The following is a 12,912-nucleotide window of genomic DNA, read 5'->3' as shown; positions in this document are numbered from 1 at the left end:
TAAACTTAACAGTTAATATTTCGTAATTATGTAATGCTTTTTATTTGTGGTTTAACTTGTTTTTTTCATCTATCGGAAGGCATACAGACTCGTGAAAGCAAAACAATTAATACTTTAGACAGAAGACTTGAGATGTATTTACTTAATATTTCTTATTAAAATGGTCGTTAATTATGATAGTTTTGATTTCTATTTCAGAAATAGAAGATATGACAATGAGCTATTAGCGATAAAAATTCACAGTGTTAATAAACTCGATTTTTTCAAAAACCCGCTTTTTTGATAATTAGTTAAGCTTTGGTTGAATTTAAGCACCTGTTTTTTCTTCCCCTAGTTAAGACAGGATGAATAGGTGTACGATAGTACTATAAAAACACTGAAGCCTTTTTCAAGTTGCATTACACCGTCAGGTCATGCCTAAACGTTTATTAATAGTAGAATCTCCCGGTAAAGTTAAAAAGCTGAGTAAAATTCTGGGAAGTGATTGGATTGTTCGCGCTAGTTGCGGTCACATTCGAGAACTTAGTAATGAAGGTGAGGATTCGTTAGGCTTTGTTATGGATGGCGATCGCGTACAGTGTCGCTACATTCCCCGCAGTCAGCAAGCAAAGGAAACTATTAGTAAGTTAAAAGCTGCGGCTAATCAAGTTCAGGAAGTTGTTTTAGCTACAGACCCCGATAGAGAAGGGGAAACGATCGCTTGGCATCTCAAGGAAGCTTTGGGACTCAAGGAACCCAAAAGGGTTGTTTATACGGAGATTACGGAAGCTGCGGTGCGGGCTGCTGTGGCTAGACCCCGCAAGCTTGATGCTAATTTGGTTGGTGCTGGATTATGCAGAGATTGCTTAGATAAATTAGTTGGTTATAAAGGAAGTCCGTTAGTTTGGGCTTTGAATAATGGTGCAAAAAGCGTTGGAAGAGTTCAAAGTGCAACCCTACATTTAATTTGTCAGCGTGAGCGAGAAATTCTGGCTTTCGTACCCCAAGATTATTGGAGCGTTTGGGTAGATTACGCTGAAGGATTCCGCGCTTTTTACAAGGGAATGGTGAATTCTCCCGAAACAACGCAGCCAGAAACTGAAGTTAATGATGATACGGTATTTAAGAAGTCGGAAACCGCAGAATCGACTCGCGTACTTTCCGAGGCTGAAGCCGAACGTTTGGTGACGGAAGCACGAAATCATCCTCATAAAATTGTTCAATATGAAGGAAAAATTGCTAGCCGTCAACCACCTCCACCTTTTATTACTTCTACGCTACAACAAGCTGCTGGTTCGCGGTTGAAATTTGCTCCTGAAAAAACCATGCAGGTAGCACAAAAGCTGTACGAGGCTGGTTTAATTACCTATATGCGGACGGATTCAGTAATGTTGAGTCCGGAGTTCTGTACCAGCGTGCGTAAGTGGTTGGAGCAAAATGACCCGCCAAATGTACCCCAGTCAACCGCAAGACATCGCAGTAACAAAACTGCTCAGGAAGCCCACGAAGCTATCCGTCCTACAGATGTGTTTCGTCCTTCCGCTGAGCTGCGGATTGAACTTTTACCGGACGAGTTTAATCTGTATGTGATGATTTGGAAAAGAGCCGTTGCTTCCCAATGTCGTGCAGCGCAATTACGTAAAACCCTAGTCGTAACTCAATCTGGTGAAATCCTGTGGCAAGCTAGAGGACAGGTAGTAGAGTTTCTCGGCTACGCTAAATACTGGTCAAACTTGAGTAAAGATACACTTTTACCCAATTTACAGCAAGGGCAAATATTAACTCTCGAAAATGCCGGTCATGAGAAGAAACAAACTCAACCACCACCACGGTACAGCGAACCGAAGTTAATTCAGTTAATGGAACGGAAAGGAATTGGTCGTCCCAGTACTTATTCTCCGACGATCGCAACTTTGAAAAAACGCGGTTATGTGGAATTAACAAAAGCAATTTTACAACCAACAACTTTAGGTCTTGAGGTAGATGACTTTTTGCAGAAAGCTTTACCAGATTTATTAAAAACAGAATTTACTGCCAAAATGGAAGATGCGCTCGATAGCATTGCTTCGGGAAAAGAACCTTGGCAAAAATATTTGACGAACTGGAATCAAGATTACTTTGCACCAGCTTTAGTAAAAGCGAAAACCGTACCCGTTGCTGCGTCAAATGGGAAGAAAACAGCCGCAGTCCAACGTGAATATGAAAAATCCAGAACTCGCTGTCCCGAATGTAACAACCATCTAGCAAAAATTAAGAGCAGCAAAGTTAAAAAGAAATACTTTCTTAAATGCGTCAGCGGTTGTGACGTGGTTTTATTTTGGAGCGACTATGAGAAAAAATGGCGATCGCCAAATTCGCCAAATTCCCAAGCAGAAAAAACTCCAACTGCTCAAAAACCTCCAGGTAAAGTTACCAACTATCCCTGTCCAATATGTAAAAAACCTTTGGAAGAATACGCTTATACAAAAGACGGACAAAATAAAACCATGTTACGGTGTTCCGATTCTAAATCACGTCAAGATAGCAAACACAAAGAAGCGGTTTATTTCAATACTGCAAAAGGTTGGTGGAGTCCGAAGTTTGGTGAAATGAAGGATTCATAGTATTTTTGATTTAAAGTCTTATTTCTAAAAAACATTCTTGTGGGTATTCGGTAGTATAAAAGGAAAAAACAGTTGATTACATTTGAAATAGAAAATGAAAAAAATAAGTAAAGGTTTTATCCTTCCTAGTGCAGCTTATACAGTAGAATCAAAGTACCTGAAATTCTACAAACCTTTAGAAGGTCTACCAGAAATTGGTGATGTAGTTTATGGTGTAGTGAGTCGTATTGGTCTACATCGAGAATTAGAAAATAAATCTGGACGAATTCATCAAATTCAGGATGGAGTAAAAGCTATATTTGTTTTTGGTAATAGATATGCACCAGATTATTATGAAGGTTTAATTCCATCTGAAGTAGAAGAAGAAGTTGATTTGCTTGCACGTTCTGGTGTCATCGGTACGGTAAAAACAAAAAACTCCAAAGTTATTGACCCAACTCGAATTAAAATTTTGGGGCAAGTATGTCATGAAAATGGGAATAAAATCAATACTAAATCTTTCTGTTTAATTACCCCGAAAATTAATATTAAAAAATACCCTAGAAGCAAGCTGATTTTAGTTTGTGGTACAGCGATGAACTCTGGTAAAAGTATGGCAGCAGTAGCTTGTTGTTGGTCGCTGACTGCATTAGGGTATTGTGTAAGAGCTTCCAAGATTACGGGAGTTGCAAGTTTAAAAGATATTTTATATATGAATGATGCCGGAGCAAATCCTTATGCAGATTTTTCATATTTGGGCTATCCTTCTACCTATTTAATTACAGAAGCTGAAGTTTTAGATATTTTCAATAAATTGGATTTGAAATATGCTAATAATAAAGAAAATTATTGGGTAGTAGAAATAGCGGATGGCATTAATCAACGAGAAACGGCAATGTTGCTTCAATCTCGTGATGTTCAATCACGCATTCATAAGCTAATTTTTTGTGCCGCTGACGCTTTTGGGGCTATTGGAGGATTACAGGTTCTTAAACAGAAATTTGGATTAATTCCTGACGCAATCTCTGGTATATGTTCAAGTTCTCCACTTCATATTAAAGAACTGAGTGAGTATACAGATATTCCCGTATTTGATAGCATGAATATTCTATTATCTCAAATGAAAGAAATATTGATTTCTGATAAACTTGAGAGGCTTTATGCAGAATTGGAAAGTGCAGCTATTAATCAGTAATTATTAAGAAATAAAACTGAAGGGTTGACTTTTGTTACTTTCTCGTTGCTCCTGCAACCTTTCTTGCCACCTTAATACTCTTTCCCATCTTTGTTGAGAAGAACTTAATTTTTGAGATAAAATCTTCTCAACTATAGGCGTAAATATACCTTCAATTTCGTTAAATACTTCTAAGGGATTTTTACCATAAATCGCAGGCATAAAAGGAATTTTACCGACAATCGTGTCTTGATGTTGCGATTCAAAAGCTGCAACTTCTGGGAACTGATTGAGACACTTATTCAAAACGTAAACTACAGGAATTCCCAATTCTTCATCAATAGCGCGGATATCTTCGGAAATTGCCACAGAATCGGGAGTCGCTTCCACTACCACAACTACTACATTCGCACCAATAGGTAAACCGAATCTACCCGAATCTTCACCACCACCGCAGTCAAGAACAACAATTCCGTTTTTAGACAAAGCTAACCAAGCCTTTAACGGGTTTAAAGTTGCGTGAGAACAACGAGTAGAATAAAGTTCTTCCATCCGCATTGCACTGGTTCCTATTGACATTAATGCAAGTTTATCGTCAATGGATTTTGTGTATTTTTGAGTAAAATAATCCGGTGGTTCAACCGAAAACTTCTTTACTTGGTCGAATGGAGTACCGTAAAATTCGCGGTAAGTTTGCTCGGAATTCAGTTCTTGAAACTCGTAAAAATCTTGCTCAGCTTGAGTTATTAGCGGAAGTTGCTTTAATTCCTCTTCCCCGTATCCCAGATAATGAGCAGCAAGATAACGCGAAAGTGACCTGTTAGTGTCTGCATCCGCTACAATCATTGCTTGATTCAACTTCCTCAAACTTTGGATTAAACACAGTGAAGTAAAAGTCTTACCCGTTCCACCTTTACCCATCAAGGCTATGACAACGTTATTAGAAGTTGCATCAATATTAATAGTCATTGCGATATCTCAAGGCTGAAGAAATATTTGTACCAATGACAATGATAATCATTCTGTTGGTAAATAAACAACTGTATGAGGCAAAATAAAACAAATAATAATGATGAATTTATGTTAGAAAAATTACTCTTAAACAAAACTCTGCGTATTATCTTTATTCTTTTTACCGTATCATTTTATGGCTGTAATAATTCCGATAATTCAAACAACACTTCATCTTACACAACAACTGTAGCAAACACTACAGTTAATAAAAATTTACCCAAAGTAGTCGCAACTACTAGCGTTCTATGCGACTTAACAAAACAAATTGCCGCAAAAACAATTAATCTTACTTGCTTAACTCCAGCATCAATAAATCCTAAAGTTTATCAACCAACCCCAGCCGACCAGCAAGCTATAAATCAAGCGAAATTAATCATTTTTAACGGTTACAACTTAGAGCCGGGATTAGAAAAATTTATTCTTGCTAGTAAAAATTCCGCACCGAAAGTTCCTGTAGCTAAAATAGCCGTACCCGTACCATTAATGATAACTCAAAATGGCAAAAAAGTAGCCGATCCTTATATATGGCACAATGCTAAAAATGCGGTAAAAATGGTCGAAGTTATCAATATTAATTTAGCTAGAACATTACCTGAAAATGCCAAAACTTATCAAAGTAATACTCAAAAAATAACAAATCAAATTTCACAGTTAGATAGCTGGATAAAAACCAGAATTGGGACTATTCCTTCAGGAAAGCGTACTTTAGTAACAACTAACAATGCAATGGCTTATTACGTTCGCGCTTATGGTTTGAAATTGGCGGGAACCTTGAGATTTATTAGTCCTACAGAACAAATATCCGATGTGAAAGTTAACTTACTAGCTAAAACCCTGGAAAAAACTAATGTACCGACAATTTTTGTCCAGCCTACAGTTAGTCCTCAATTAATCAAATCTGTAGCTGAAAAAGCGCAAATAAAGATATCTGAAAGACAGCTTTTTGCAGAAAATTTGGGTTTACCGGGAAGCGATGCGGACACTTATCAAAAAATGATGACAACCAATACTCGCACAATTATCGAAGGTTTGGAAGGAACGTATTTGATATTTGATAAATAATGTATGGGTATTGGGAGTTGGGAGTTGGGAGTTAGGAGTTAGGAGTTAGGAGTTGGGAGTTGGGAGTTGGGAGTTGGGAGTTAGGAGTTGGGAGTTGGGAGTTGGGAATTAAATTTATCTGGCGGTTGAAACCGCACGCCACTTGCTTCAACGGAGGGAACCTCCGCAACGCAGTGGCTTGTCTACACAAGCAAAACCCGCCTGCGCGGGTTATGAATTGAAGTCCACGCAGGTGGACTTTGCCTTTGTAGCTGCGGTTTCAACCGCCGAATACTCATAAAATATTCTTTAACTCCTAACTGCTCACTCCTAATTCCTAACTCTTCTCACCATCCCCAACTACCAGGAATCCCTTTAAATGGTCCCACAATATCTTTATTTACCCAACCACCATAAAAGTTTCCCGGTTGCGGTTCGACTTTTTCGCCATCAATGTAGCAAGCATCCATAACATGAGCGTAAAAAGCTACGTAGTCTTTCATAGATGCAAATGCTTCTGTGGGGTTAGTGTAATACCAGGCGACATTCTGGGCTTCTTTATCGCCAACTTTAATAGTGTAATAGCTAGCACGTCCTTTCCATTCACAAAAACTCGATTGCGGTGTTGGAATTAAATATTCCATTTTGATGTCTTCGGGTGGAATATAGTAATTGGGGGGATGACTGGTTTCTAAAACGCGCTTTGCTTGCTTGGTATCTGCAATGGTTTCGCCGTTAAAGATGATTTGAATGTGTTTATCGGTATCTTCTAAACGTGGGGGACGGGGATAATCCCATACTGATTCTTGTCCGGGTTCGGGTTCTATGGGTTGGGGTCTGCTAAACATTTTATACTTGAGAATTGGTCATGGGGAATTGGTCATGGGGAATTGGGATGTTTTCCATACCAGTTGCAATCCTAAGAATCATATTAGTAGAAAATGAACACAGTGAAATGGAGTGGAACCCAAGAAATTCTATATCAAGAGAAACCCGGTTTTCCTTTATATTTTGTAAATGCAATCTGTTTGAAGCAGCGTTATGCGATCGCAATTTTATTTCCAGACAATTGCTACAACTTACTCGTAATGCGTCCACATCCGAATTATCTTAACTACTTGCTCGGATTCAATTACCTCATAGACTAATCGATGCTGTATATTGATCCTACGAGAATAAGCACCCGATAAATCCCCAACCCGACTTGTTGAATTTCATAATAAGCTATTGCAGCATCAAGCTCCTATCGAGCTTCGGTGTGAATAACAATAAACTTCACGAATATTTTTCTCGTAACTCAGAAAAAACTTGAGATGATGGCTCTCCAATAGCGGTTTTGCGATTAATATCCTCCAACCGCTGAGTTAATTCCGTATCCCAGGCATCTAGATTATCATCTACATCTTCATCTAAAGAATGAATCAAAAAGTAGGCAATTTCAGCACGTTCTTTTGTAGAAAGCTGAGAAAGTTCTAGTTTAAATTTTTCTGCTGTTTCACTCATTCTTTGGAGTTTTTTCAACAATTCTAATTATATGATAAGCCAATGCAGAAAATGTCTAATAGTATTTCCCATAAATAAAGCGGGTATTTCTACCCGCAATACAAAACAAGATTAATTTTTATACTTCAGATTTCTTTTAATCCAAAATCTATTGACGCGGAAGCGTCTTCCCGCAGGGTAATCCAAAATCCAATTAGCGGAATCTATCGGGATTCAATCTGTTACCTGATTGAGATGGACGAGACTGGGGAGCGGTTTTTTTGACTTTTCCTAATAGTTGTCCGTTACCACCATCTTTCTTGTCTAAGAAGGGTTTTAGCTGAATGGCATCTCTAGATACTACCTTATTACCATTACCAAGTAGGGTTCTACCTAGGTTTACTGCGTCTTCTAATCCGCCACCCCTGTAAGTATTAACGCCGATAGTTTGCTGTCCGCTATCTGCTGAAACTAAATTTTGGAAAACGTCGTTGCGTACTTGGTAAGCATCTCTACCGGGAGGAACTGTTAGTACCATACGACAAGCGGGGTTGGCTTCGCTGGTGACGCATAAAACGTCGTATCCATTCAAGGTTGAGGTACGAAGTTCTAATAAACCGTCTGGACGATAGGTTTCTAAACGTTGAGCGATGGTAGCACAGCGTTTTTGTGCATCCCAACCACCACCCAAAGCTTGAGGAGTAGCCCAAGCAAAATATTGTTGTGATGATTGACTTTGAGGAGCGTACATGACGGTGTAGCTACCGTTATCCATTTGACAGCTAAACCGAGTTGCGGTGTCAACGGTTTGGGAAGAACTACTTGTGGAGGTTGTGGTTGATGTTCCTGTCGGGGTTGATGTGCGTGTGGTTGTGGTACCACTGGTTCCGGTTGTGGGTACTACGACAGCATCGTCTGAGGAGGTGTATTGTGCCATTGCAGGGGAATTACCGAATAATACGGATAATGCCAAACCGCTTAAAAATACTAACTTAAAAGGTCTAGATGACATGAATCATCCTCCGGTAAAAATTATTAGGAGTTACTTATTTGTATTGACGAAGTTTTTCGGTAAATGATTCGGTAGTATTTTAATTTTGTAGCACTTGTGCAACTGGCATATTGTATTAATTTTGTGATTAATAAGTACTCGTGCAAAATAGATTAAACATTTCGTTTAGGGAAAGAGTAGGAAATAGGCAATAGGGAATAGGGAAGGCTTATATAACTCACTTATCTATCTTCCTGTGGCTTCTTATTTTCATCGTCTTTTTTCTTATCTTTCTCTTCTTTTTCTTTCATGATTTGCTTAACTCGATCTTTGATTTTTTGATGTGATGCCACTCCTTCGTAAGCGTAGCGATTGTATCCGTTGGTGGTAATTAAAGCTTCTAAATAACGCACCCTTTCACTACCTCCGGGGTGGGTCGATAACCATACTGGAGGAGCGTTTTTCTGCTCTTTTTTCATTGTGACCATTAAGTTACGCAGACCGTCCGCAGCGTAACCACTCGCTACGATTAATCTTGTCCCCAGTCTATCGGCTTGACGCTCCATGTCGCGGCTATAGTCAAAGGTAAGTATTCTGCCGACGGTTCCGCCTAGAGGAATATACTGAGTGACGTTGGATATTAAGTTGGCTTGAGTTACTAGTTGAAATCCGTGGGAAAGTACTGCGTGAGATAGTTCATGTCCGATTAATCCGCCGATTTCTGCTTCGGAATTTGTTTTAGCGATCGCACCTGCATGAATGAAAACTTTACCACCGGGTAAGGCAAAGGCGTTAAGGCTGTCTTCGGGTATGACGAAGAATTCGTATTCAAATTCGTTGCGTCCGGCGATTTTAGCGAGTTTTTGCCCGATTCCGTTGATATATTCGTTTACTTCTTTGTCTTCGATTAAGTCCATCCCCTTTTTGGCTTGTTTCGCTACCGAACGACCTACTCCTTGTTCGCCTTTTAATAGCATCAAGGTGGAGTCGAGGGCAGAAAATGGACCAAGCAGACTACCTGTAGCAGCATAACCGACAACACCCGTAATGATGTTCGCTATCGCGTTTCCTCTGGTTTCTCTACGGATATAGGAGGTGTATTTTTTCAGTTTCTCATCTGCAATTTGAGTAAATTCAGAAGCTCGGGAATTGTCGGGGTTAAGCAGGGCAAATTGACGCGCTGCTAAGGAGGCTTGCATCCATTCTTTCTCGTCTGAAAGAGCATCTACTCTGACTTTTACCAATTCTGCTTGATTAGGATAGAGCGATGTAGCTCTTTCTAAAACTTCTAAAGCTTTTTTGTTTTGACCGTATTTTTTCAGAGCTTCGGCATATTTTATATTACCTGGAATAAATTCTGGATATTTTTCTACTAACAGTTCTAACGGTACTAAAGTTCTAGTTTGCAAATTAGTGACAATTCCTGCTTGTCCTTCTCTCCAATAAACTTTGGCTGCGGGAGGTAATTGTACGGGGTCAACTATTGCTGCGTTAGGTGGTTTTATCTCGGATGTGTTTGTAAAAGTTTCTTTGGCTGAGCGGTATATTTTTTCGGCTTGGGCTATATTTCCCGCTTGATAAAGTTTGTCTCCTTCCATCAGCTTTTTCTGACGGGCAATTTCTTCGGGAGTCGGTTTGGCTTCTTCTTTTACTTCTTCTACTTCGGGCTTTTTTTGTTCGGTAGATGATTCGGGTTTTTCTTTAACGGTATCTGTTACAGTTTCTGGAGTTTTGATAATTACAGCCGGTTCTTGAGCAACTGTAATTTGCGGTGATTGAGTCAGGATGATAAAAACAGAAGTACCAAGAGAGAGTAATACCCAATTGAAGGTGAGTATCAATGACTTCCATTGACGTTTCATAACAAGCTTTTTTATGATGGAGATTTCTATATTCTTAGTTTAAGAACGATCGCAATTTCACGCAAAGTTATCTCGAAAACTTAACAGTTTTTACCAGTACTTTACCTGAAAAATATTTTTATTTATCGGAAAAAATTAGTTGTTTCGTGATACTATTTATATAGTCGGAGATGTACGCCAATTTATATATATGCCCAAAATCATCAATTTGAATGCTTCACAATAGGATTGATTCATTCAAATCTTTGATTTAAAAAATTATTCTCACTATATTTAGATAGCAAAACGTCTTAAAGACAAACCAGGTTCTTCTGTAGGTATCGGATTTGGGATAGCTTGCACTTCAATTTCGGGTATCGGAGATACAGAAGCTTGGGGATTTGTTTCAATTTCAGCTTCAGCTTCCGGTGTTGGAGATGTAGAAAATTGAGGAGTTGCTTCAACTTCAATTTCGGGTGTTGGAAATGCAGAAGCTTCGGGTGTAGAAGTTGGTTGAACCTGTTCTGGTGTTGGTGAAGTTGGTACGGTCAAAAAATAATTATTAGTTTCTTTTGGGGTTTCTGAAGATTCAACTGTAGGAACTACGACGCTACCCGTAGTTGGTTTGGGGGAAGGGGTTGGTTTTGGTGCTAGTGACTCGTTCTCGATCGCGGGTGTGGTAGGGGAAAGAGGGGTTGGTTTCGTTTCTGATGCAGATACGGGTGGAGTTGTGGGATTTTCTTGTTCTTTTTCTTTTACTTCTGATTCGGGTGATACAGGTAAAGATGTTTGAGATTTTGGTTCCGGTACATCCTCTAATCCTGTAGATGTGGGTATAGGGGTCGCAGAATTCTCGGCTTTACCCTTGTCTTTTTCTGGTTGGGGTTTAGAAGGTAAAGATGTGGGAGGATCAATTTTTTTACTTGGAGACGGGGTTACAGTCGGTAATGGTTCTGGACTATCAAGTTTTGTTGGAGTTAATAAGGGAGGGTTAGTTATAGTGTCTTCTTCCGTAGAAGTTTTTGCAGGGGGTTTGATTTTTCGCTCAACGGGTTCGGGTTGAACTTCTACTACAGGTTTATTTTGATTACTCTTAACTTTTGATTGAGAAGCTTCGGGGGTAACTTCAACCTTACTATCTCTAAAAAATGGTATTATCGAAGGTAAAAAATTTCTATTATCTGATTTAGGCGTAGAAGATAAAGGTGTTGATGAATTTGGACTTTTAGTAATTTTAGATGTAGAAGGATTTATATTTTTAGGAACAGTATCTTGAACCTCACCACTTACAGGGAGTTCGTTCCCATCAGAACTAGGTTGGAAAAAGTTCAATCCGAAAACTCCTAAACCGAATCCAACTCCCATTAAACTAACCAGTCCCAAACTTTGAAGTATGGGTGGATAAGACTTGCGAATGGTTGATGGTAAGGTCACGGGTGGCGCTTTGTAAGTCGAGGAAGTTAATGGTAGTATGGGTACCGGCGATTCGAGCGCAATTAAGGCTTCTGCTGCCGTTTGGTAACGCTGACTAAAGTGATGACGTACCATCCCAGTTAGAATTTCGGCTAATCTGTCGCTGACTTTTGCCGAATCTAACCAAATCAATTCACCATTATCGGGGTTAAATGGCAATTCACGAGGAGACATTCCGGTTAAAGCTTGAATCCCCAGCATCCCCACTGCATAAATATCGCTACATAATCTCGGTTTACCATTCGCTTGTTCGTCTGGCATATAACCGGGAGTACCAATAATCAAAGTCGAATTGACATCGCCTTGTTCGTTTTTGCTCAGACCTTTGATTTCTTTGACCGCACCAAAATCAATGAGTACGATTTTATCATCTTCACTACGACGCATAATATTTCGTAGTTTGATATCGCGGTGAATAACGTTATTTTCGTGAACAAAAGATAAAACAGATAGTATTTCTTGTAAAAGCTTAATTACCTTTTCTTCACTTAATCTATGTCGTGGTTTAACTTCCTTGGTTAAATCGTATCCATCGACGAATTCTTGAACCAGATAAAATTCATCATTTTCCTCAAAATGCGCGAACATTTCGGGGATTTGTTTGTGTCCCTTACCCAAACGGTAGAGTACCTGTGCTTCTCGCTCAAACAACTTTTTGGCAATCTGTAAAATTGTATTATCAGAATTGCGAGTTTTGAGTTGTTTAACTACACATCTGGGATTCCCCGGTAAATCCATATCTACCGCAAGATAGGTGACACTAAATCCACCACGTCCCAGTTCTTTAAGAATTTTGTAGCGATTACGGAGAATCGTGTCTGTGAGCATTAGCTTAACCTATCAGCAATTGAGAATGCCTTTAATGTTGACAAAAGGCATCTTTAATTTCAGTTCGTATGATGACCAATCTATATTTATCTTGCCAAGTAATTATAAACTTACCTGTAGAGCAGATTGTCATTAAGTAACCATTGAATTTATTAAAAGCAGTCCTATATTGAATTTTTGAATTTATTGTACCGTGTTTTATCTGAGAACGGAGAAGGGCTTGTCCCTACACTGGATGATAGCCCTCAAATATCAATCTTTTAAGCTGTCACTTGCATATTAATACATTTTTTATTTTTTCGTCAGATATTACTGAACATTTATATTGTATAAAAACTTTTAATTAATTTTCACAAAACTCGAATAATCCTAGTTACCTCACGTAAATTACTTATTTTACGAGCAATACTAGCTACAAAAAATAATGTGAAAATACCAGAATAATTAGCCATAATTTTATATAACTTAATTACTGGCATCAGGGGATGGGAAGATCGGGGAAAGTTA

10 protein-coding genes are annotated in these 12,912 nt (G+C 38.9%); 3 read left to right on the top strand and 7 right to left on the bottom strand.

The annotated features are described in order from the left end of the window. Positions 1 to 413 precede the first annotated feature (413 nt). Positions 414 to 2,582 (top strand): type I DNA topoisomerase, encoded by a 2,169-nt coding sequence (topA, locus tag VB797_RS07895; RefSeq protein WP_323237123.1) that lies wholly within the window; start codon positions 414 to 416, stop codon positions 2,580 to 2,582. A 94-nt stretch (positions 2,583 to 2,676) separates the two neighbouring features. Further along, positions 2,677 to 3,756 carry a hypothetical protein gene (locus tag VB797_RS07890; protein ID WP_323237122.1) on the top strand — a complete coding sequence of 360 codons (1,080 nt, stop codon included), beginning with the start codon at positions 2,677 to 2,679 and terminating at the stop codon, positions 3,754 to 3,756. A 3-nt stretch (positions 3,757 to 3,759) separates the two neighbouring features. On the opposite strand, the gene VB797_RS07885 is transcribed toward VB797_RS07890, so the two are convergent. Continuing rightward, on the bottom strand, positions 3,760 to 4,704 hold the full coding sequence (locus VB797_RS07885) for a carbon monoxide dehydrogenase maturation protein (RefSeq protein ID WP_323237121.1): 945 nt from the start codon (positions 4,702 to 4,704) through the stop codon (positions 3,760 to 3,762). Between the two features lie 75 nt (positions 4,705 to 4,779). On the opposite strand from VB797_RS07885, the gene VB797_RS07880 reads away from it, so the two are divergent. Then, entirely contained in the window at positions 4,780 to 5,811 is a 1,032-nt protein-coding gene (locus VB797_RS07880) for a metal ABC transporter solute-binding protein, Zn/Mn family (protein WP_323237120.1), read from the top strand. Between the two features lie 326 nt (positions 5,812 to 6,137). On the opposite strand, the gene VB797_RS07875 is transcribed toward VB797_RS07880, so the two are convergent. From VB797_RS07875 to VB797_RS07850, 6 genes are all read right to left on the bottom strand, one after another. Beyond that, on the bottom strand, positions 6,138 to 6,638 hold the full coding sequence (locus VB797_RS07875) for a DUF427 domain-containing protein (RefSeq protein WP_323237119.1): 501 nt from the start codon (positions 6,636 to 6,638) through the stop codon (positions 6,138 to 6,140). Between the two features lie 231 nt (positions 6,639 to 6,869). Continuing rightward, positions 6,870 to 6,950 (bottom strand): hypothetical protein, encoded by an 81-nt coding sequence (locus VB797_RS07870; RefSeq protein WP_323237126.1) that lies wholly within the window; start codon positions 6,948 to 6,950, stop codon positions 6,870 to 6,872. A gap of 115 nt (positions 6,951 to 7,065) precedes the next feature. Continuing rightward, positions 7,066 to 7,293 carry an addiction module protein gene (locus VB797_RS07865; RefSeq protein WP_323237118.1) on the bottom strand — a complete coding sequence of 76 codons (228 nt, stop codon included), beginning with the start codon at positions 7,291 to 7,293 and terminating at the stop codon, positions 7,066 to 7,068. 193 nt (positions 7,294 to 7,486) lie between these two features. Continuing rightward, positions 7,487 to 8,284, bottom strand: a complete 798-nt coding sequence (locus VB797_RS07860; RefSeq protein WP_323237117.1) for a COP23 domain-containing protein — start codon at positions 8,282 to 8,284, stop codon at positions 7,487 to 7,489. A 221-nt stretch (positions 8,285 to 8,505) separates the two neighbouring features. Next, positions 8,506 to 10,125, bottom strand: a complete 1,620-nt coding sequence (locus VB797_RS07855; protein WP_323237116.1) for a M48 family metallopeptidase — start codon at positions 10,123 to 10,125, stop codon at positions 8,506 to 8,508. 273 nt (positions 10,126 to 10,398) lie between these two features. Next, a complete protein-coding gene (locus VB797_RS07850; RefSeq protein WP_323237115.1) occupies positions 10,399 to 12,405 on the bottom strand; it encodes a protein kinase domain-containing protein in 2,007 nt (668 codons plus the stop codon). Between the last annotated feature and the right edge of the window lie 507 nt (positions 12,406 to 12,912).

Origin of the sequence: Rivularia sp. UHCC 0363, from assembly GCF_034931125.1 — a bacterium.
Lineage (GTDB): Bacteria > Cyanobacteriota > Cyanobacteriia > Cyanobacteriales > Nostocaceae > Rivularia.
Note: the sequence above shows the minus strand (reverse complement) of the source record. Positions and strands in the feature narration are given on the sequence as shown.

What these genes read in the sequence shown, in the direction of transcription:
- VB797_RS07860 (WP_323237117.1), bottom strand. Translation starts at nt 8,284, where the DNA reads ATGTCATCTAGACCTTTTAAGTTAGTATTTTTAAGCGGTTTGGCATTA.
- VB797_RS07855 (WP_323237116.1), bottom strand. Translation starts at nt 10,125, where the DNA reads ATGAAACGTCAATGGAAGTCATTGATACTCACCTTCAATTGGGTATTA.
- VB797_RS07875 (WP_323237119.1), bottom strand. Translation starts at nt 6,638, where the DNA reads ATGTTTAGCAGACCCCAACCCATAGAACCCGAACCCGGACAAGAATCA.
- VB797_RS07885 (WP_323237121.1), bottom strand. Translation starts at nt 4,704, where the DNA reads ATGACTATTAATATTGATGCAACTTCTAATAACGTTGTCATAGCCTTG.
- VB797_RS07850 (WP_323237115.1), bottom strand. Translation starts at nt 12,405, where the DNA reads ATGCTCACAGACACGATTCTCCGTAATCGCTACAAAATTCTTAAAGAA.
- topA (WP_323237123.1), top strand. Translation starts at nt 414, where the DNA reads ATGCCTAAACGTTTATTAATAGTAGAATCTCCCGGTAAAGTTAAAAAG.
- VB797_RS07890 (WP_323237122.1), top strand. Translation starts at nt 2,677, where the DNA reads ATGAAAAAAATAAGTAAAGGTTTTATCCTTCCTAGTGCAGCTTATACA.
- VB797_RS07880 (WP_323237120.1), top strand. Translation starts at nt 4,780, where the DNA reads ATGAGGCAAAATAAAACAAATAATAATGATGAATTTATGTTAGAAAAA.
- VB797_RS07865 (WP_323237118.1), bottom strand. Translation starts at nt 7,293, where the DNA reads ATGAGTGAAACAGCAGAAAAATTTAAACTAGAACTTTCTCAGCTTTCT.